General features: G+C 66.1%; 21 protein-coding genes. 15 read left to right on the top strand and 6 right to left on the bottom strand.

The genetic code is table 11. The features are described 5' to 3' along the window. Nucleotides 1-4: 4 nt before the first annotated feature. The gene (locus GY937_05440; protein ID MCP5056155.1) at nt 5-301 is read left to right on the top strand and encodes a hypothetical protein; all 297 of its coding nucleotides are present in this window, start codon (nt 5-7) and stop codon (nt 299-301) included. Here the strand turns inward: GY937_05440 and GY937_05435 are convergent. The 3 genes from GY937_05435 to GY937_05425 form a co-directional block, all read right to left on the bottom strand. Beyond that, on the bottom strand, nt 298-1,017 hold the full coding sequence (locus tag GY937_05435; protein ID MCP5056154.1) for a DUF502 domain-containing protein: 720 nt from the start codon (nt 1,015-1,017) through the stop codon (nt 298-300). The genes GY937_05440 and GY937_05435 overlap by 4 nt on opposite strands. Nucleotides 1,018-1,170: 153 nt before the next feature. Further along, nucleotides 1,171-2,184, bottom strand: coding sequence for a sulfotransferase (locus tag GY937_05430; protein MCP5056153.1), 1,014 nt, complete (start codon nt 2,182-2,184; stop codon nt 1,171-1,173). Between the two features lie 104 nt (nt 2,185-2,288). Continuing rightward, nucleotides 2,289-3,596, bottom strand: a complete 1,308-nt coding sequence (locus tag GY937_05425; protein ID MCP5056152.1) for a family 1 glycosylhydrolase — start codon at nt 3,594-3,596, stop codon at nt 2,289-2,291. A 53-nt stretch (nt 3,597-3,649) separates the two neighbouring features. On the opposite strand from GY937_05425, the gene GY937_05420 reads away from it, so the two are divergent. Together GY937_05420 and queG are read left to right on the top strand one after the other, a co-directional pair. Beyond that, nucleotides 3,650-4,498, top strand: coding sequence for an exosortase/archaeosortase family protein (locus GY937_05420; protein MCP5056151.1), 849 nt, complete (start codon nt 3,650-3,652; stop codon nt 4,496-4,498). Then, nucleotides 4,444-5,532 carry a tRNA epoxyqueuosine(34) reductase QueG gene (gene queG / locus GY937_05415; GenBank protein MCP5056150.1) on the top strand — a complete coding sequence of 363 codons (1,089 nt, stop codon included), beginning with the start codon at nt 4,444-4,446 and terminating at the stop codon, nt 5,530-5,532. The genes GY937_05420 and queG overlap by 55 nt, the downstream gene beginning before the upstream one ends. A gap of 169 nt (nt 5,533-5,701) precedes the next feature. On the opposite strand, the gene GY937_05410 is transcribed toward queG, so the two are convergent. Beyond that, the gene (locus tag GY937_05410; GenBank protein ID MCP5056149.1) at nt 5,702-6,409 is read right to left on the bottom strand and encodes a hypothetical protein; all 708 of its coding nucleotides are present in this window, start codon (nt 6,407-6,409) and stop codon (nt 5,702-5,704) included. Nucleotides 6,410-6,436: 27 nt separating this feature from the next. Between GY937_05410 and dcd the strand changes: the two genes are divergently transcribed. The 12 genes from dcd (at nt 6,437) to GY937_05350 (ending at nt 17,500) form a co-directional block, all read left to right on the top strand. Then, nucleotides 6,437-6,949, top strand: a complete 513-nt coding sequence (gene dcd / locus GY937_05405) for a dCTP deaminase (protein MCP5056148.1) — start codon at nt 6,437-6,439, stop codon at nt 6,947-6,949. A 3-nt stretch (nt 6,950-6,952) separates the two neighbouring features. Further along, nucleotides 6,953-7,402 carry a D-tyrosyl-tRNA(Tyr) deacylase gene (locus GY937_05400; GenBank protein ID MCP5056147.1) on the top strand — a complete coding sequence of 150 codons (450 nt, stop codon included), beginning with the start codon at nt 6,953-6,955 and terminating at the stop codon, nt 7,400-7,402. Nucleotides 7,403-7,517: 115 nt separating this feature from the next. Then, on the top strand, nt 7,518-7,922 hold the full coding sequence (locus GY937_05395) for a hypothetical protein (GenBank protein MCP5056146.1): 405 nt from the start codon (nt 7,518-7,520) through the stop codon (nt 7,920-7,922). A 175-nt stretch (nt 7,923-8,097) separates the two neighbouring features. Beyond that, the gene (locus GY937_05390) at nt 8,098-8,877 is read left to right on the top strand and encodes a cytochrome c biogenesis protein CcdA (GenBank protein MCP5056145.1); all 780 of its coding nucleotides are present in this window, start codon (nt 8,098-8,100) and stop codon (nt 8,875-8,877) included. Next, nucleotides 8,874-9,374: a TlpA family protein disulfide reductase gene (locus GY937_05385; GenBank protein ID MCP5056144.1), complete on the top strand. Its 501-nt coding sequence runs from the start codon at nt 8,874-8,876 to the stop codon at nt 9,372-9,374. The genes GY937_05390 and GY937_05385 overlap by 4 nt, the downstream gene beginning before the upstream one ends. 57 nt (nt 9,375-9,431) lie before the next feature. Beyond that, a complete protein-coding gene (locus GY937_05380) occupies nt 9,432-10,097 on the top strand; it encodes a Crp/Fnr family transcriptional regulator (protein ID MCP5056143.1) in 666 nt (221 codons plus the stop codon). A 155-nt stretch (nt 10,098-10,252) separates the two neighbouring features. Continuing rightward, a complete protein-coding gene (locus GY937_05375; protein MCP5056142.1) occupies nt 10,253-12,877 on the top strand; it encodes an LPS-assembly protein LptD in 2,625 nt (874 codons plus the stop codon). Between the two features lie 62 nt (nt 12,878-12,939). Beyond that, complete coding sequence (gene trpE / locus GY937_05370; protein MCP5056141.1) at nt 12,940-14,427, top strand: anthranilate synthase component I; 1,488 nt, start codon at nt 12,940-12,942, stop codon at nt 14,425-14,427. Nucleotides 14,428-14,458: 31 nt separating this feature from the next. Further along, on the top strand, nt 14,459-15,055 hold the full coding sequence (locus GY937_05365; GenBank protein MCP5056140.1) for an aminodeoxychorismate/anthranilate synthase component II: 597 nt from the start codon (nt 14,459-14,461) through the stop codon (nt 15,053-15,055). After that, nucleotides 15,052-16,077, top strand: a complete 1,026-nt coding sequence (trpD, locus tag GY937_05360) for an anthranilate phosphoribosyltransferase (protein MCP5056139.1) — start codon at nt 15,052-15,054, stop codon at nt 16,075-16,077. The genes GY937_05365 and trpD overlap by 4 nt, the downstream gene beginning before the upstream one ends. Then, on the top strand, nt 16,074-16,859 hold the full coding sequence (gene trpC, locus GY937_05355) for an indole-3-glycerol phosphate synthase TrpC (GenBank protein MCP5056138.1): 786 nt from the start codon (nt 16,074-16,076) through the stop codon (nt 16,857-16,859). The genes trpD and trpC overlap by 4 nt, the downstream gene beginning before the upstream one ends. After that, nucleotides 16,856-17,500, top strand: coding sequence for a phosphoribosylanthranilate isomerase (locus GY937_05350; GenBank protein ID MCP5056137.1), 645 nt, complete (start codon nt 16,856-16,858; stop codon nt 17,498-17,500). Before trpC ends, GY937_05350 begins: the two co-directional genes overlap by 4 nt. A gap of 114 nt (nt 17,501-17,614) precedes the next feature. Here GY937_05350 and GY937_05345 read toward each other — a convergent pair whose 3' ends face one another. Both GY937_05345 and GY937_05340 read right to left on the bottom strand, forming a co-directional pair. Beyond that, on the bottom strand, nt 17,615-18,202 hold the full coding sequence (locus tag GY937_05345) for a dephospho-CoA kinase (GenBank protein ID MCP5056136.1): 588 nt from the start codon (nt 18,200-18,202) through the stop codon (nt 17,615-17,617). Nucleotides 18,203-18,245: 43 nt separating this feature from the next. Next, on the bottom strand, nt 18,246-19,808 hold the full coding sequence (locus GY937_05340) for a diguanylate cyclase (protein MCP5056135.1): 1,563 nt from the start codon (nt 19,806-19,808) through the stop codon (nt 18,246-18,248). Between the last annotated feature and the right edge of the window lie 25 nt (nt 19,809-19,833).

The following is a 19,833-nucleotide window of genomic DNA, read 5'->3' as shown; positions in this document are numbered from 1 at the left end:
AGGGATGGCAGAATCAGACGATCCCTCGGCCCCCGAGGGGAAGAAGACTCCCGAATACGCACCCACGCCGCTGGATGGCCCCTACTTCGTACCGGTACTGCTGCTCGCCGGCGCGCTCTGGTTTGGCTACGACGGCTTCTTCAACCCGGACCGGCTCGACCCGGCCGCATCGTTGAGCAAGCACCTTGCCTTCAACCAATGGGGTGCGGGCATCCTGGCGGTTGCCGGTCTGGGGCTCGGCCTCCGGGCCTGGCTCCAGGAGCGGCGCGGAGACGGCGGGCCCGGCGAGAGCGAAAGCTAGGAAGCTTCGCCCGGCGAGGGCAACGGCGGAGCGAGTTCGCCGGGTGCCACCGCCGCGCTGCCCGGAACCGCCTCCCCCGCTTGATGATCGGGGCTGACGAGACCTGCCGACATCACCAGCTTGAAGGCTTGTTCGACGGAGAGGTCCACCGGGATCAGGCCGGTCTCCGGCACGAGGAGGTAGAAGCCGGAGGTTGGGTTCGGCGTGGTCGGGACGAAGACATTCACCATGTTCGGGGGCAGCCCCGAGACGTCCAGGCCGCGGACCGGCCCGGTGACGAAGGCGAGCGCAAACAGCCCCTCGCGCGGGTACTCGATGATGGCAACGCGGTTGAAGCTCGCGGCCGCATCGCTGCTCCTGAAGATGGCCTCGAAGAGCTGTTTGACCGCGGAATAGATGTTGCGGGCAACGGGCACGCGAGAGAGCAACCGCTCCCAGAGGCGCACCAGCTCCCAGCCAAAGAGATGGCGGGCGATCACACCGAACAACAGGATCACCAGCAGCGTGAATACGGCGCCGAGGAGCGGCACGCTCGGCGGCTCCTGGGCGCCGGGGAAGATCCAGCGCAGCACGCTCGGGAGGAGCAGGTTGTCGAGGCGTCGAACGATCCAGGCGATCGCCCAGATCGTGACGCCGATCGGAGCAAAAGCGACCACGCCGGCCACGAAGTAGCGGCCGAGAATCAGACGGATGTTCTTCCAGAGTTTCCTGAGCATGGTGGGCCTTGGGGCGCTTGGGAGATGAGACTCCGCCCTGACTGTATCGGTGCCGGGTCTGCTTGGCGTGAGGGTGCCGCACGTCGGGTGCTGGGAGCCAGCATGGAGGGCGCCCGCCTCACGGTTCAGCGCCCGGCAGGGGGCCAGGCGTTCTCAACGAAGCAGTACGTCGCAGGCGCCGCGGATCTGGCGGACGAGCCGCCCCAGGGCGTTGTGGTGGATGTTCCGGCGCAGGCGGACGAGCAGACGGCGCTCCAGGGCGTAGCGGGTGAGCTTGGCCCGGGATGGCTTGGCATTCTGCGGCTCGATCGCTCCCAGGGCTTGGCGGAGCTCGCCTCCGGGGTAGCCCCAGGTGGCCAGATCCGGATCGGTCAGGCGTGCGGCGATCTCCCGGCACTGGCTCAAGCGGGCAGGATCCTCCGCCAGCACTCCGGCCCATTTGTCGATGGAACCGGTCGTGGGGCGGGTCTGCTGGGCCACGCTGGTCGGATCCCCGAGGCCGCGGGCCGAACTCTGCGCACCGCCTTCCTGCTTGCCGTAGTCGATCATGGTCGGCTCGAAGGGGATCTCGAGGAAGCTGCAGACCTTCTCCATGTGTGCTTCCGGCGCCTGCACCAGCTCTTCGTAGTGGAGGTGATGCAACTGCGTGGGCGGCTCACGCAGGAAGCGCGCGATGGCGGGGACATAACGTTCGAGGATCGGATTGTGGCGATGGGCAGCCTCATGGTCGCCGTCGAAGAACGAATCGACGATGCTCGACCAGACGGCCATCGGGTGCCGGGTGAGGACGAGGTACTTCGCGTCCGGATAGAGCTTCGTCAGGAAATCGAGCACCAACGCGTAGGCCGGGGTCTTGTCGAGGAAGATTTCCCGGCCCGAGGGCTCGAGTGCCTTGGCGTAGAGGTGGTCCGTTGCTGCGCGCAGCGCATCCAGGTAGTCCGCTTCGCCGCCGGGCAGGAAGCCCACCAGCTCACGCAGGCCGAGCTGAGTGATGGTCGGGTCGTAAGGGGCCTTCTCGACTTTTTCGTGGAAGCCCATGTGAGCGAGGGGAGGCATCAGGTGCGGTTCGACCGGCGCGAAGATGGCCGAATGAGCCCCGAGCATGCGGGTCGTGAGGGTGGTTCCGCCGCGGGGCGGGCCGATCAGAAAGACGAGCCGGTCTTGCATGGAATGGATTCATCGGCTGCCACGCGGCCGATCCTGAACTGGCCGGCCAACCCGGCCGATCTTGAAATGGCCGGCCAACCCGGCGGTCCGGGAAGATAGGCATCTCATCGCTCGAAGCCCCCCTCCTGGGCCACGCTGCCGAACCAGGCCGCAGATGCGCGCGGTGTCCGGTCTCCGTGCTCGGCTTCGACTGCGACCAGGCCGCACCCGGCCAAGCTGTCGCCGGGCCCCATCGGCGCATCGAGAAAGTGAGGCGCTGCGTAGCCACGGATGTTCGCCCCCGATTCGATGGCCGCGGCGACACCCTCGAGATCGCAGGTGAGCTGGAGGATTCGCGAATCATCGCGGACGCTCCCATCGGGCTCGGGCAGCGGTGCATCGAGGCAGGGCAGGCCCCGGACTTCGAGCGGTGGGCACTCGGGCTGTGTGGAGCGTTCGAGAAGGAGTTGGCAAACGGTTTCGGGCCAGGAATCGGGATCGAAGGGCAGGGCCTCGACCGTTGCCTCGCGTCCAAGGCGGTCGTCGCCGCTGGCAATGATGCGGGAGCGCGGCGCCAAACTGATCTCGACGAAATCGATCTGCGTCCGACACCGCGCTTCATCGCCTTCCTCCTCGCGGAGTTCTGGCACCCGCTGCTTCTCGTCCGTCTGAAACGCCTCCGGGTAGCCGAGGCCGAGAGCCGGGCCCAGGAAGACTTCCTCCTGGAACGCCCGCCACCGCTCGGTCGCCTGGCCATCGGCAGGTTCGTCGCCGCCGGGTTCGCAAGCGGCCCCGACGATGCTCGCGCCGAGCTGCAAATCGCTCTGCTCCGCCCGCAAGGCCTCGCCCGCCATGGCCTGGGCGAGGTTCACGACATGAATGGCCCTCAGGAAGGCGAACCGGTCGCGCAGCTCCGGGGCGCGCTGCCCGTGCAGGAGGCCTTCGGCAAGGAAGACCGAAGGGGTTTCGAAAGGCAGCCAGACTTCGACCCGGTCGGCCAGGCGGCGAGCGACGCACGACGCAAGATCCGAGAACCGTCCCGCCGTGTCGCGGGCGGCCCAGCCGCCGCCCTCTTGGAGCGGCTGAGGAAGGTCTCCGTCGTGAAGTACGGGGGCGGGCTGGATACCGGCAGCGAGCAGTGCATCGACCAACGCCGCGTAGTGGTCGAGCCCGGCCGCCAGCGGGGCACCTCTTCCTTCAGCCTGGATCCGACACCAGTCGATTCCAAACCGGTAACGGATCAGGCTGAGCCGCCGCAGCAGCGCCACGTCTTCCTCGAACCGCCGGTAGCCATGGCTCCCGGTCTCGGGAGCGCGTCTCGCCGAGCGGTCGCCGATCGATTCGCGGCGTCCGGCCTCGCGCGGGGCGCCCTCCGTGCGGATGGTGGTCGTGGCTCCCCAGTGGAAGCCCTCCGGGAAGCGGAGACGAGACATCGCGCCGGATTCTAGGGGGTTCCCGGGGATGCCGATGGTACCTTCGAGGCTTCATGAGCGAACAAGCGATCCATCCCGAACCCGCAGCGCTCCGTGAGTGGTTGCTCGCGGCTGCCTTGCTGGCGGTCTTCGCACCGGCCCTCGCGGGGATGGCAGAGCAGTGGCTCACCTACGACTACCTGTCCCATGGCTTCCTGGTGCCGGTGGTCTCTCTCTGGTCGTACCTGCGCGAGAAGCCGCTCCGTGAACAGGTTCCGGTGGCCGCCGATCCTTGGGGCGCTGGGCTCGTGGGTGCCGCATTGCTCGCCTATCTGGCGGGCCTCGCGGCCAGCGTGATTTCGCTTCAAGGCCTGGCGCTGGTGCTTGCGGTGGCAGGGGCCGTCTGGCTGCTGCGCGGAACGGCCTGGCTGCGCAGCGTGGCCTTTCCGGTCGCCTACCTGATCTTCATGGTCCCACCTCCCTCGGCCTGGATCGCACCGCTCATCGTCCAGCTTCAGCTCTTCGTTTCGTTCGTCGCTCTCGCCATCGTTCAGGCCGTCGGGCTCGAGGTCGTTCGCGACGGCAATGTCTTGATGCTGGCGAGTGGTGAATCGTTGTTCGTGGCGGAGGCCTGTAGCGGGGTGACTTCCGTCATCACGCTCATGCCCCTCGCCGTGGTTCTCGGCTACTACAGCCTGCGAGGGCTGGGCCTTCAGCTGGCGCTCGTCGTTGTGGTGATTCCACTGGCCATGCTGGGCAATCTGACGCGGGTCGTAGCGACCGTGATCCTGGCCGACGCCTACGGCGTCGGGGCCGCCACCGAGGGGCCGCTGCACGATTTCCTTGGGCTCAGCACCTATCTCGTCGCGTGCTTCGGAATGCTCGGCGTGGCGGCCCTGCTAAGGCGCTGGGAAGCAGACTGATCGAGACCGCCGAGCGGGTGCGGGCCTTGGGCCTCGCGTTGGGTTTCGACGCGGTCGGTTTCGCCCGGGCCGGGCCGATCCGCCGGGGGGATGCGCTTCGGGATTGGCTCGAACGGGGCCGAAGCGGAGAGATGGCTTACCTGGCCGCGCGCCTCCAAGAGCGCCTCGATCCCAGGCACGTACTGCCCGGGGCGCGCAGCGTGATTGCCGTCCGTCTCCTCTACGGCCCGGAGCCTCTGGCCGACCTCGATCCCAGGATCTCGCGTTATGCGATGGGCGAGGACTATCACGACGTGCTCGGCGATCGCTTGCGAGCTTTCGAAACCGGTCTGGTGGCTCTCGTGCCCGAGCCTGTTCGGACCCGGGCCTATGTCGATACCGGTCCCGTGCTCGAGAGGGAGTGGGCCGCCCGCGCGGGGCTTGGTTGGCAAGGCAAGAACACCTGCCTGATCGATCCTGCGCAGGGGTCGTACGCCTTTCTCGGGGTACTGCTGACGGATCTCGAATTGCCCCCGGACGAGGTCGAGCCCGACCATTGTGGGAGCTGCCGGGCATGCCTGGACGCTTGCCCGACCGACGCGTTTCTCGAGCCCTACGTGCTCGACGCGACGCGCTGTCTCTCGTACACGACGATCGAGTTGCGGGGTTCGATTCCCGAGGAGCACCGCGAGACCCAGGGCACACGGGTCTATGGCTGCGATGTCTGCCAGGCGGTCTGTCCCTGGAACACGCGCGCGGGGCGGCAGGCGCCGGGCGACCCGCTCGGGCTGCGTGCACGGCTGGCGCCCCGAGAGGCATGGCGTCGGCCGACCCTCGCCTGGCTGCTCGATCTCGATGAGGAGAGCTGGCGGAGGGTCACCCGACGCTCGGCCCTGCGGCGCGCCCGGTTCCGAGGTCTTCTCCGCAACTGCCTGGTAGCCGCGGGCAACAGCGAGGATCCGTCGTTGATCCCGGCCATACGCAGGCACCTCGAAGGCGATGATCCACTTCTGGCCGAGCACGCCCGCTGGGCTTTGGATCGCCTCCTAGGCTAGGCGGGCCACCAACTGGGCGACCGCGAACATCTCGTCGCCTCCCAGATCCCCTTCCCAGTGGTACTCGATGTTCAATCTGGGGAAGAGAGCTGGCAATTCATTTGGTTCCAGCAAAAAGTGAGGATTGTTGGGGCCTTGCGGGCGATTGCTTTGGTAAGTGGTGAAGGTTTCATAGACCAGCAGGCCGCCTGGCCGGAGGGCCCTCGTGATCGCGGAGGCAAGTGGGCGGTGTAGATACCGGAACACCAACACGCAGCCGAAGCGCCCCTCGGCCACCGGTAGGCCTGGCGCGCTTTCGAGGTCGGCGCGCACGAGCTCGATCGGGAGTTGCCCGGTTCGCCGGACGCCGTTCAGCACTCGGCTTCTCGACGGCGGTGCGCAGTGCGCGCATGGTGTCGTCTTCCGCCGCCGCGAGCAGCGTGAGCTCGCAACGCGGCGCGACCAGGTCGAGGGTCGCGGCGATCAGGTCGTCGGTCTTCCCCTTGAGTTCCACGTTGATGCGTAGATCCGGAAAGGCATCGAAGGTCTCTCGCAAGGTGGGAACCTGGATTCCCTTGCCGCGGAACGGGAAGCTCTGGCCGCCATCCGCCGAAAACCGGTAACCCGCGTCGAGCTCGCGCAATTCGGCCAGGCTGAGCTCTGCGATGGGCCCCTCGCCGTTCGTGGTGCGCTCGAGCAGGGCGTCGTGGAAGACCGCGACCTCGCCGTCCCGGGTCAGATGGACATCCGTCTCGAGCGCCGCGACACCCTCCCGGACGGCGTGCTCGAAGGCGGGGAGGGTGTTCTCGGGGCGCTCGCCACTGGCGCCGCGATGCCCGAACAAGAGCGGCCGGGGCAGCGCGAAATAGGGATGCGACGCGGGACGCGGGTGAGGCATCGCACGTACGTTAACCTACGCCGCCCGATGGCCGTCCTTACCCGTGATGTGATCCTGGCCGAGATCGATGCCGGTCGAATCCGCATCGAGCCCTTCGATCGCGATCAGGTCGGTCCGGCATCGATCGATCTGACCCTGGGTGACCGGATCCGGGTGATCGAGCCGGGCGCGGCCCCGATCCCCTTGAAGGCGGATGTGGACTACCGGGATCACACCCGGCTCGAGGCGCTGGATCGTCCCTTCGTGCTGGCGCCCGGGGTCACGATCCATGGGATCACCCGGGAGCGCATCACGCTGGCGTCCGATCTGTGCGGATTTCTCGAGGGGAGAAGCAGGTTTGCACGCCTTGGTCTCATGATTCACGTTACCTCTGCATTCGTGCAGCCCGGGGTTTCGAATCGTCAGGTGCTCGAGATCAGCAACGTCTCGGGCCACCCCCTGGAGGTGCATGCGGGCGTTCGCATCTGCCAGATCGTGCTGCTGCGGGCCGAGGGCGAGGCCGTCTACGCGGGGCGCTTCTTCGATCAAGACGAGCTCTGATCCGTGCGCGCGGTGGCGCAGCGCGTGCGCAGGGCACGGGTCGAGGTTGAAGGCGAGACCGTCGGAGAGATGCAGGAAGGCCTGCTCGCGCTGGTTGGGGTGGCGCGCGGAGATGGCCCCAGCGATGCGCGACAGCTGGCCGCGAAGCTCGTGAACCTTCGGATCTTCGAAGACGCAGAGGGGCGCATGAACCTCTCGTTGCTCGAGACGGGCGGCTGCCTCGGGGTGGTTTCACAGTTCACGCTGCTGGGGGATGCGCGCAAGGGGCGACGCCCGGCGTTCTCCGATGCGGCGCCGCCGGAGCAGGCCGAAGGGTTGGTCGAGGCCGTCATTGCGGAGGCGCGAAATCTCGGAACGCCGGTCATCACCGGCCGCTTCCAGGCGCACATGGATGTCGAGCTGTTGAACGAGGGCCCCGTCACGATCCTGCTCGATACCGAAAGACGCTTCTGAAGAGCCTGTGAATGGGGGCTTGCACTCCCGCGTCTCACTTTCGATGCTCCCCCGAGATGGGGACGCTGCCGCTCGGTGCAGAGCACCGGGCGAGCCAGCCGAGAGAGGAGATGACGTGGAAAGAACGAATCGAATGGGTCGCCCTGTGTGGCGGGCGGCTCTGCTGGCTGCGTGCTTGATGACGGCGCCGATGGCCGCACAGGCGGAAAGCCCGGCCAAGGAACTCGGCATGGGTGTGGCCACGGTGGGTGCGAACCTGCTGTACGGCCCGGTCAAGCTGCTCTACGCCCTGGGCGGAGGCATGGTCGCGACCATTGCCTGGGCTTTCTCAGGGGGCGACGTGGCCGTGGCCCGTCCGATCGTGGATGCCTCGCTGCGCGGCGACTACTTCGTGAGCAGGGATCAGCTGACCGGAGAGGACGAACTCGAGTTCATCGGCCGCCGGCCGCAGCACGAGGTGGCACGAGACCAGGACCAGGGCTGGGACGTGGCTGCGCCCGCCGAGCCCGAGGGGTTCTGACGTTTCGGCCTCGGGGACTTCCCGAGGTTCACCGAACCCGAAGGCTCCCGACGGGCGTACCCGCTGAGGCCTGAGGGGCTTTCTCCGCCAGGCGGCCTGGGCCGCCGATGGGTGGAGGGCCCTGGGCCTCGGGCGCGTGGACCCGATGGCTCGGGCTCGTCATTCTGGAGACTTCATGGCCGACGGACTCACCCTGGCTTCGTTTGGAGCAGCGTTTGGCGCGGGCATCATCTCGGTGCTCTCGCCTTGTGTGATGCCGTTGATGCCTGCCTACCTCTCGCTGATCTCCGGCATCTCGGTCGAGGAGATGCAGGGGGAGGCTCCTGACGCGGGCCTTCGGCGCCGGGTGCTGCTCGGTTGCGCGGGTTTCGTGGCCGGCTTCTCGACCGTGTTCATCCTGCTCGGTGCATCGGCCACCGCGATCGGCCACGTCCTGAACACCTGGCGCCTGGAGGTTGGCGGGGTCGAAATCACGGCCGTCCAGGTGGCCGGTGTGGTGATCATCCTGATGGGCTTGCACCTGATGGGTTTGCTGCCGATCCAGGCGCTCTACCGTGACACGCGCTTCAACGACAGCTTCAAGCCCAAGAGCTGGATTGGCACCTACCTGGTGGGCGCGGCCTTCGCCTTCGGCTGGTCCCCGTGCATCGGGCCGATCCTGGGCGGCATCCTTACGATTGCGGGTTCCCGGGAAACGGTGTGGCAGGGGATGGCGTTGCTGGCCGTCTACTCGCTTGGGCTGGGTGTGCCGTTCTTCCTGGCCGGGTGGAGCATCGAGTTCTTCTTCAAGGCGCTCCAGCGCATGAAGGCCCACTTCCGGCGAATCGAGATCGGGTCGGGAGCGCTCCTCGTGGCGCTGGGCTTGCTCGTCGTCACACGCCGCCTCACCTTGTTGAACGAGTACTTCAGCTTCTTGAACCGCTTCGTGGAGACTGTCGAAGGATGGCTGCTATGAGCATTCTGGGACGCGGCCTGGCAGGGCTGGTTCTCATTTCCACGATCGTGAGCTGTGGTCCCGTGGGCGACCCGGAAGCGGGCGATGGCGCGGAGCGGGCGCCGGGCTTCGATCTGGCCACCCTGGACGGCCGCCAGGTATCGCTGGATTCGCTGGCCGGCCGGCCTGCCGTGATCGATTTCTGGGCGACCTGGTGTGCACCGTGCATACGCCAGATCCCGGTCTTGAACGCCCTCCAGGCCGCCCATGGCAACGCCGTGAGCGTCGTCGGGATTGCCGTGGATACGAGCGGCGCGGAGGTCGTCGCGCCCTTCGCCGAAGAACACGAGATGGCGTACACGGTGTTGCTCGGCGATGAGCGGCTGGCCCAGGCCTACGGCGCCATCGGTTTCCCCACGCTCTTCGTGCTGGATGGCGAGGGGCAGATCGTCGAGGCCCACGTAGGGATCGTGACGATGGAAGAGCTGGAGGACGCTCTCGAGCGAGCGGGAGCCTGAGCCCCGGGGGGACCTCGCCGCCTCAAGTCGCTTCCGTTGGAAGTCGAAGCAGAGGCCGTGGCGAGTAGTACCGGCCAGCATCACGAGGACACCGGATTTTCGGTCCGGCAGGTCTTCGAGCGTCGCCTCGTTCGAGACGACCTTCTCTTCGACGAGGGCGATGTCGGTGATGTGGTGTACGTGGTGCAGGCCGGCCACCTCGAGCTCACGCGGGAGGGGCCCGACGGGCCTCGACTGATCTCACGAAAGGGCCCGGGCGATCTGATCGGTGAGATGGACGTGCTGCTGGGGAGCCTTCGGACAGCCTCCGCACGTGCACTCGGCGATTCCTGCGTGCTTCAGCTCGACGGTGCGACGTTCGAAGCCATGTGCATCGAGCAGCCCGAGATCGCGATTCGTGTGATCCAGCGCCTGGCTGCGCGGGCCAAGAACCTGGAAAGACGTCTGGCGGCCCTCGGCGGCGACGACCTGCTACGCCCCATCGTTCGCGTACTGCTGCGCCAGGCAGGCCCCGAAACCGGCAAGAACGGCCTGCGCAAGGTGCCGTTGGCGCTGCGTGATCTGGCCCGTGAGGCTGGGCTCTCCATGCTCGAGACCCATCGGGCCCTGACCCAACTGGTCGACCGGAAGCTCGTGAAGGTCGCCGAGGACACCCTCCTCGTGCCCGACCACGAGACGCTTGCGGCCGCCCTGGAATTGACCGAAGACGCCTCTGGGGACTAGATCCCAGCCGGCCTTCCAGGCCTCCCGCCCTCGATTCGGTCCCGACCTTCACCAGAGAGTCATCACGCGCATTGCCCCTCGGTGTTCCACTTCGTTACCGTGGTCGCCGACTGGTTTGGGTGAGGGGGAGCGTGCGGGGCTTCGAGCACAGGCGCGTGAAGAGCGATCAGAGCCGATGGCTTGGGGCGAGGCTCGCCCTGGGTTTCCGAAGCATTGGGCTCGGGGCGTTGCTGGTCCTGGGTCTGTTGGCGCAGGGCGCCCTTGCCCAGGAGATCTTCGGGGCTGATGAAGAAGAAGGTGGTGGTGCCGATCCCTTCGACATCACCGCTGATACGGTCGAGTTCGACACGACGCGCCAGGTGTACATCGCCCGCGGCAACGTGCGCCTCGAGCAGCCCAAGCGAGTCCTCACTGCGGACTGGATGGTCTTCAGCGACCAGACGCGGGAGGGCGTTGCCAGCGGCAACGTGATCGTGACCGAGGGCGGCGACCGGCTGCTCGCGGACGTCCTCCATTTCGAAGTCGACGATCTCCAGGGCATCGTCTTCAAGGGCAAGCTCGAGGCGGGCGGCAACGATTTCATCGCCATCGGCGAAACCATCAAGCGCACCGGGGATCAGGAGTACCTCTTCGAAGACGCGGTGTTCACCACCTGCAAGTGTCCCGACGGCGGTGTCGAGCCCTGGGCGATCAAGGCCAAGGAGGCCGACCTCGAGTTCGGCGGCTACGCGGTCACCAAGAGCACGACCTTCGACGTGCTCGGTGTGCCGGTCCTGTGGACGCCGCGCATGTGGTTCCCGCTCAAGACCGAGCGTCAGACCGGCTTCCTGTTTCCGACCTTCAACATCGGTTCGCGGAACGGCCTCGGCATCGGGCTCCCGTTCTTCTGGGCGGCGCGGGACAACATCAACGTCGTCGTGACCCCCCGCTACCTGGCGGACAACGGGTTCAAGCCCGAACTCGATGTGGACTACGTCTTCGGTCGCGAATCCTACGGCGAGTTCTTCGGTTCCTTCCTCCAGGACGACAACATCAACGAGAACGACATTTCGACGCCCTTCAGCAAGAACCGCTGGGCGGTTGAATGGATCCACGACCAATACCTGCCCGGGCCCTTGGAAGGCTGGCGCTGGAAGGTGGACGGCAAGCTCGTCTCGGATAACAGCTACGGCTTCGATTTTCGGGATATCTCAGGCGTACGGAGCGATCGCTACATCGAGTCCCTGACCTTCCTCGAAGGGCGCTTCGGAACGCTCGGTCGCTACGGTCTGACGGCGGCGCTCCACTACGCCGAGGATCAGCAGAACCCGGACGACCAGGACCGGGACGATTTCCTGCTGCAGCGCTTCCCCGATCTGCGGTTGGGGGGCGTGCTGGAGCCGTTGCCCCTGCTCGGGAACGCCGTCTTCTCCTTCGATACGCGCTACACGCATTTCTGGGCCAAGGACGACGTTCAGGACGTGCTCCCCTTTGCCACGGTCGTGGACGGCCTGTTCGCGGATACGGGCATCGACGCGATCCCCGATGGCGACGAGCGAGACCGAGCCGGCCGCCAGGTGCTTCCGGACGGGACGATCTTGAACCGGGACGGCACAGTGACGACCGCCGCGGACATCCTCGCATTGGACCCGCTGGCGATCCTGCCTACGGGTGACGGGAGTGGCGACAACTTTCCGGGCCCTGAGGGCGACGGGCGCTTTCAAGAGGGCGAGCCAGTCGCCGACCGGGGCCACCGGGTCGTGCTGAATCCCCGCGTGGCGTTCCCGTTCCGTATTGCGGATGCCTTCGAGGTGATGCCCGAGTTCGGTTGGCACGCCACGTTCTACAACACGGACGCGAAGAGCAGCGACGTCCGCAATCTCTTCACGGCGTTGCTCGACGTGCGAACCCGGCTACGCCGGGAGGTGCGCTTGCCCAATTGGCTGGCGGAGGGTCAGCCGGCCGTCCACTTGCTGGAGCCGCGCTTCGTCTACACGATGATCGAGGGGAGCAGTCAGAAGGGAAATCCCGCGTTCATTCCCCGCCCGCTCGTGCAGAACGAGCGCCTGCGCCTGCTGGAGCCGACCACCCGGACCCGGGATCCCTCGGATCGCATCGACGATGTCCAGGCCATCACGATGGCGTTGGGCAACCGTTTCTATCTTCCCGGAGTGCTCGGGGCGGAAGGGGAAGTCGGACCGCCTCGTCTGTTTGCGGATTTCACGATGGGCGTGCATCACGATTTCTCGAACAATGACCTCTCCAGCCTCTACCTGGACGGCGTCGCCTATCCCTGGGAGGGCGTTCGCACCGCCTTCAACCTGGGTTTCGACCTGGACGATCCGGACTTCCGTGAGATGTTGTTCTCGATCGGGTACGGATCGCTCACGGGCAACGACTTCCGCTTCTCCTACCGCCTCGTCAAGGACGTGCCTCGCTTCTTCGAGAACTTCCGCTTCGACGAGGAGCGTTTCGAAGAATTCGAGGAGGGCTTCCTCGAGATCAACCAATTCGATTTCCTGACCCGCCTCGCCATCACACGGAACTGGGCCGTCACCTACCGCTTCCGGTACTCCTTCGAGCAGACCCTCGCCCTCACGAACCAGGTGGGCGTCGAGTACCTCTCCAAATGCGAGTGCTGGGCGTTCCGGGTCGAGGTGGAGGATGATCGGAGCACAGGCCTCGAATTCAACTTGCGCTACCGGATCATTGGCCTCGGGGACGACACCGTCCGACCGTTCTCGGGACGCAAACGAGGTGGTCGGGATCCGCTGCTCGATGACGAAGACGAGACCCTCTAGGCTGGCACTCCCCCGGGGGCTTTGCTAGCTACGGGACTTCCTCGCATTTGGCTGGACGCATCGTGCTCCGCCCTCAGCCCGAAGAGTTCGTGAGGCTTGCCGCCCAAGGCAATCTCATCCCCGTGGTCCGGGAGATCCTCGCGGACCTGGACACGCCGCTGTCCTTGTTTCGTCGGCTGGACGATGGTCGGACGTCTTTCCTGTTCGAATCCGTCGAGGGCGGTGAGAAATGGGCGCGATTCAGCTTCATCGGGACCGGGGCCCGGGCGATCTTCCGTGCTCGGGGTGCTGATGTCGAGTGGGAAGAAGACGGTGAGGTACGTCGGGAAACGGCCCCTGGCGATCCGCTGGAACTGCTCAGAGATCGCATCGCAGCCTATCGCCCGGTCGAGTTGCCCGGCGAACCGCTTCCGCGCTTCTCTGGCGGTGCCGTGGGCATGGTCGGTTGGGATTGGGTGCGCTTCGTCGAGCGCATTCCGGACCAGAACCCGGACGAGCTTGGATTGCCGGATCTCTGGTTCCATTTTCCAGAGACCGTCGTTGCCTACGATCAGGTGCGTCATACCGCACTGATCATCCGGCACGTCCATCTACGCGATGGGGATGATCCGGCCGAGCGGTACGCCGATGAGGTCCGCGCGCTCGACCGCGTCGTCGACGAGTTGCGGGAACCGCTGCCGGTGGAGACTCGGCGTGAAGTCGTGCGCGCGCCGATGGCGGTCCGCACGAGCATGAGCCAGGAGCAGTATCAGGACGCCGTGAAGCGGGCCAAGGATTACGTCGTTGCAGGCGATGTCTTCCAGGTGGTGCTGGGCTTCCGCCATTCGGTGCCGCTCCAGGTCGACCCCTTCCTGCTCTACAGGATGCTCCGCCACATCAACCCGAGTCCGTATCTGTTCTACATGCAGATGGAGGGTTCGCTCCTGATCGGCTCTTCGCCGGAGATCCTGGTGCGCCTCGAGGGGGACGAGATCGACGTTCGACCGATCGCCGGGACCCGCCGGCGTGGCCGCGATCCGAAGGACGACCTCGCCATGGAAGAGGAGCTGCGGACCGATCCGAAGGAGATCGCGGAGCACGTGATGCTGGTGGATCTCGGGCGCAACGATGTCGGACGGGTTGCCGAGGTTGGCAGCGTTCGCGTGACCGAATACGCCAATATCGAGCGCTACTCCCACGTCATGCACACCGTGTCGAACGTCCAGGGCCGGCTGACCGGGGAGCGCGACTGGCTCGATCTGCTGCGCGCGACGTTTCCCGCTGGCACCCTTTCTGGCGCGCCGAAAGTGCGGGCCATGGAGATCATCGACGAACTCGAGTGTGTTCGGCGCGGGCCCTTCGGTGGCTGCGCCGGGTATATCGACTATTCGGGGAACATGGATCTGGCCATCACGATTCGGACCATGCTCGTTCATGACGGTGAGGTCCATGTTCAGGCGGGTGCGGGTGTCGTGGCGGACTCGGTTCCGGAACTCGAGTTCCTCGAGTGCAACAACAAGGCGCGCGCCATGATCCAGGCCATCGACATGGCGCGGGAAGGAACCGACTAATGTCGTGCCAAGGGCCGGAAGACGGAAGCTGATGCCGCGCTTGCTGATGATCGACAACTACGATTCCTTCGCGTACAACCTCTTCCAGTATCTGGGCGAACTCGGCGCGGAGACCGAGGTCCTGCGCAATGACGACGAGAGCGTCGAGAGCCTCGTTGCACGCGGGCCCGATGGGCTGGTCATCTCTCCCGGGCCTGGCCGCCCGGAAGACGCGGGCGTATCGGTTCCGGCCGTCCGGGCCTTCGGCGAGGCGGGCATTCCCGTGCTCGGCGTGTGCCTTGGCCACCAGGCGATCGGCCAGTGTTTCGGAGGACGGATCGTTGGCGCGCGCAAGATCATGCATGGCAAGACGTCTGAGATTCGCCACGAAGAAGAGGGCGTGTTCGCCGGCCTGCCGATCCCCTTCGAGGCGACCCGCTACCACAGCCTGGTGATCGATGGCGACCATTGTCCAGACGTTCTGGCCGTGACGGCGCGCACGGCGGACGGTGAGATCATGGGGGTTCGCCACCGGGAGCTCGAAATCGAAGGAGTGCAGTTCCATCCCGAGTCGATCCTGACCGGCGAGGGGAAGCGGCTGCTCGGAAACTTCGTCGCCCGTTGCGGGCATGGGGCGACCGTCCGATGAGTCTCGTCGGTGCCATCGAGTGCGCACTCGACGGCCACGAGGTTCCCTCGGAGCTGCTGGAGGCTGCGTTTGGCACGATCATGGACGGCGATGCCAGCGAGGTGCAGATCACCGCGCTCCTGATCGCCCTTCGCGCGAAGGGAGAGACGACGCGCGAGATCGCGACCCTGGCCCGGGTGTTGCGAGGCCGGGCGGAGACGTCGGCCCTCGTCGATCCGCGCACGGTGGATACCTGCGGCACGGGTGGAGACGGTGCGGATACCTTCAATGTCTCCACGGTGGCTGCGTTCGTGGTCGCGGGTGCCGGCGTGCCGGTTGCCAAACATGGCAACCGGGCCGCCTCGAGCCGCACCGGTAGCTTCGATGTGCTCGAAGCCCTGGGGGTGGAAGCGGATCTCCCGATCGAAGCCGCGGCGGAGGTTCTCGCCGAGGTCGGTATCGGGCCGTTCTTTGCGCGCCGGGCGCATCCGGCGATGCGTTTCGTGGCTCCTGTCCGTCAACAGCTCGGCCTGCGAACCGTCATGAACTGCATGGGGCCGCTGCTCAATCCGGTCGGCGCGCGGCGCCAGCTCATCGGCGTGTTCGGTCGAGCGTGGGTTCAGCGCCTGGCGGAGGTTCTCCTCGAACTCGGTGCCGAGAGGGCGCTGGTGGTCCATGGTAGTGACGGCCTCGACGAGATCACGGTGACCGGGCCGAGCCACGCCGCGTGGGTGGATTCTGGCGGCGTTCGGCCGCTGGAGCTCGACCCGGCAGAGATCGGGATCGGGCTGGCGGATCCCGAGAGCCTCCGGGGTGGCGATGCGGAAGAGAACGCGAGCCTTGCGCGGAAGATCCTCGATGGAGAGCCTGGGCCGCGACGCGACATCGTCGTGGCGAATGCGGGAGCGGCCCTGTGGGTCGCTGGCGCCGCGGAAGATTGGGTGGCTGGAGCTGAACTCGCGCGCAAGAGTCTGGATGCGGGAGCGGCTCGGGAGAAGCTCGAGGCCCTGGTTCGCGCCACGAAAGGCCGCGGCACGGCATGAACATCCTGGATGACATTCTGGCCCATAAGCGCGAGGAACTCGTCTCCGCGCGCTCGCGAACGTCGGGCGACGACATGGCCCGAGCCGCGAGCGAGATGAGCGTGCCGGCTCGGGGCTTCCGCCGCGCCCTGACGGAGGGGCCGAAGCCACGGGTCATCGCGGAGATCAAGCGACGCTCGCCCAGCAAGGGAGAGATCCGTGCCGATTTCGACCCGGTGGAGATCGCGCGGGCCTACACTGCGGCTGGTGCTGCGGCGCTCTCGGTCCTCACCGACGAACACTTTTTCGGCGGAAGCCTCGACATCTTTCGTGCCGTGCGGGCGGTTACGGCCCTGCCGCTCCTGCGCAAGGATTTCGTGATCGACGCCTACCAGATCGACGAAGCCCGAGCGGCCGGCGCCGATGCGGTGTTGTTGATCGTGAGCGCACTCGATCGTTCGGCCCTGGAGCGGCTGAGCGTGCATGCAGGAAAACTTGGAATGGATGTGCTGGTGGAAGTCCACGATGAGGCCGAGTTGGACGTGGCCGCTTCGATCGGAGCCGACCTGATCGGAGTGAACAATCGGAACCTGCGCCGCTTCGTGACGGATCTCGCCACCACGGAAAGGCTCGCACCGAAAGTTCCGAGAGATGCCGTGTTGGTCTCTGAGAGCGGTATCTTCGGGCCGGAGGACGTGAAGCGACTCGCGGCCGCCGGGGCCGATGCCCTGTTGGTCGGAGAATCGCTGATGCGAGAAACAGACGTTGAGGGCGCTCTCCTGCGTCTTCGAGGAGCCCAGTGAGCGTACGCATCAAGATCTGTGGAATCGTGCAACCCGATGACGCGGCAGCGGCAGTCGATGCCGGGGCCGACTTGATCGGGCTGAACTTCGTGGCGGATTCGCCGCGCTGCCTCAACCTCGACGATGCCGAGGCGATCGCCCGGAGGGTCGAAGGACAAGTCGAGCGCGTCGCCATCTTTCGGGATGCGCCGTGGGCGGAGATCGAGCGTGTCACCCGCCGGGTCGAGCTGGAGCGAATCCAGTTCCACGGGGACGAATCCGAGGAAGACATCGAGCTGGTGGACTACCCGGTGATCAAGGCGGTGCGCGGTGCCGATCGCGAAGCGGCGGATCGATACCCCGGAGCCTTGTTACTCCTCGACCACCCGACGAAGGGCGGCGGAAAAGGCGAGACCTGGAACTGGACCGAGGCTGCCGAGCTGATCGCCGAGGGCGCAGATCTGATCCTCGCGGGCGGACTCAACCCGGAAAACGTCGCCGATGCGTTGGAAGGCCTGGGTGACCTGCTGCCCTGGGGTGTCGATGTGGCAACCGGTGTCGAACGGGAGGGAGACGTGCGAAAGGATCCCGCCCGCATGGCCGCCTTCGTCGCGGCGGTTCGCCAGGTGGACGTCGTGGAGCACGTCGAGGAAATCGACTAGAGAACAAGTCAACCAGCGGGGACGGAGTTTACAATTGACTTGTCAAAGAGGGGCAGCGGCCCCTCTTTGACAAGTCAATTGTAAACTCCGTCCCCGCTGGTTGACTTGTTCGTGCTAGGTCAGGAGGTGGAAGAGGGCTTCTGTCTGCGCTTCTGTCTCTGCGATCGAACCGCTGTTGTCGATGATGTGGTCGGCCAGAGCGCGTTTTTCCTCGATGGGGAGCTGGGCGCGCACGCGCTCGAGCGCGTGTTCCGGCGTGGCGCCGTCGCGCTCGATCTGGCGAGAGATCTGTTGTTCTTCTCTGGCATAGACAAGGATGACTCCGTCGAGGCCGTAGGGCGCGGCACCGCGCCCTTCGAAGAGGAGCGGGATGTCGACGATGACGAGGGGGGCGTTGCCGCGCCGTGCGTCGTCGATCTGCTTCAGGAGCTCGGCCACGATCGGGGGGCCGGTGATGCCGCCAAGGCGCGTGCGGGCGGCTGGATCGCCGAAGACCCTCGCGCCGAGTCGCTTGCGATCCAGGGAACCGTCTGGGAGTAGCATGTCGTTGCCGAACGCTTCAGCGATTTCGGCCAGCATCGGCATGCCGGGGGCCTGCAGCTGGCGGACGATGGCATCCGCATCGACGAGGTTCGCTCCCAGCTCCGTGAGCAGGCGAGCGACTGTACTCTTCCCCGTGCCGATGCCCCCGGTCAATCCCATCACGCTCGCCATGGCAGCAGCATGACACGGGACGGGTCGACCGTCAGATCGCGCATCCCTCGTCGGGCATCGGATCTTCGGGTGTCGAACCCTCGGGTGTCGAACGCCCGCGCTCGTAGACCACCACGCAGTTCTTGCCCTCGGCCTTGGCCTGATAGAGGGCCTCGTCGGCGCCCTGGAAGAAGTCCTTCCGATTGCCGGAGAAGGTATTGACGCCGATCGAGACCGTCATCTTGGTCAGGCGCATCGTGTCGTCCAGGATGAACGATGCGGACGAGACACCGTGGAGGATCTTCTCGGCCAACAAGGCGGCACCGGGCTGATCCGTATTGGGCGCGAGTACCACGAATTCCTCGCCTCCGTAGCGTGCGACCAGATCCGCCTCGCGAACGTTGTCATTCAGGATCTCCGCCAGTCGAACCAGCAGCTCATCTCCGGCGGCGTGGCCGAGCTGATCGTTCAGGCGTTTGAAATCGTCGATGTCGATCACCAGGATGGAGAGCGGCTCGCCGCTACGGGCGGTGCGCTTGATCTCTCGCGTCAGGAAATCCTGGAAGAAGCGGTGGTTGTGCAGCTTCGTGAGGCCGTCCGTGATCGAGAGCTGTCCGAGGACCTCGTTCGCGGCCTGGAGTGCGTCGTTCTGTTGCTGCAGGCGTTCGTTGGCCTGGACAATGTCGGAGCGTTGGCAAACGAGTTCCTCGGCCATCTCGTTGAAAGTACGTGTCAACAGCGCAAGTTCATCCTCCGTCGGGATCGGGAGGATCTTCACATTGAGTTGGCCCTCGGAAATCCGGCGCGCTCCTTCCGAGAGCGCGTGAATCGGGCCGACCGTGGTACGCGTGACCCGCCGCGCGAGGAATGCAAAGGCCAGGAGCAGCACCGCGTTCACGCCCGCCACCCGTCGGAGAACCGCGAGCACGGGCTCGAAGACCACTTCGAACGGGATTTCGTGGATCAGCCGGGCACCGAGTGGCCCCACCCAAAGGGTCGCACCGACGACCAGTTCCCCCGATCGATTGCGATAGGGGACGGGCTCGTCGGGCCAGCCACCGGGGGGAGTGCCGAGACTGTCCGGGAGCGGAGGATCGGGTAGGAGCCGCACCCGCCCTCGCTGCGAGCCGGGAAGGGTGAGGATTTCAGCGCGGTAGGAGTCCGAGAGCCAACCGACGAAATCCCTGCCGTCGTGATTCGCGACGACGCCCAGCTGGGGGCCCGGCTTGCCGCTCCGCCAAAGGACGCGGGGCTGGACCAACCGGTCGCGATTCAGCTCCTCGGCGTCTTTGCCATCGACCTCCGGAACCGGTTCCACGGCGCGAAACAGCGGCTCGATTTCGGCGGATCCGTCGGGATCTTTCAGTTGCGCCTCGAGTTGCGCCTGGGCCAGGAGGAGCCCGTCGTCCAACTGGTGCGCTGCCTGGTCCAGGCGAACCGGCACGCTCGCTCGCAATTCCCGCTGTAGGAAATGGTACGTCGTGTGGACGGCTACGCCCGAGACCACGACCGCACTCAGGATCACTCCGCCCAGGACCGCGAACAGCAGCCGGCCCGCCAGGCTGCTGGGGGACCACCTTTCGGGAGTGACATTCGGGGCGGCGGGTTCGGGCATGATTCCTCGCAGGCGGAATCGGTTC

This window comes from bacterium (assembly GCA_024228115.1).
In the GTDB taxonomy this organism is placed as follows: Bacteria; Myxococcota_A; UBA9160; order UBA9160; family UBA6930.
The sequence above is the reverse complement of the archived record's forward strand: the minus strand, read 5'-3'. Positions and strand labels throughout refer to the sequence as shown.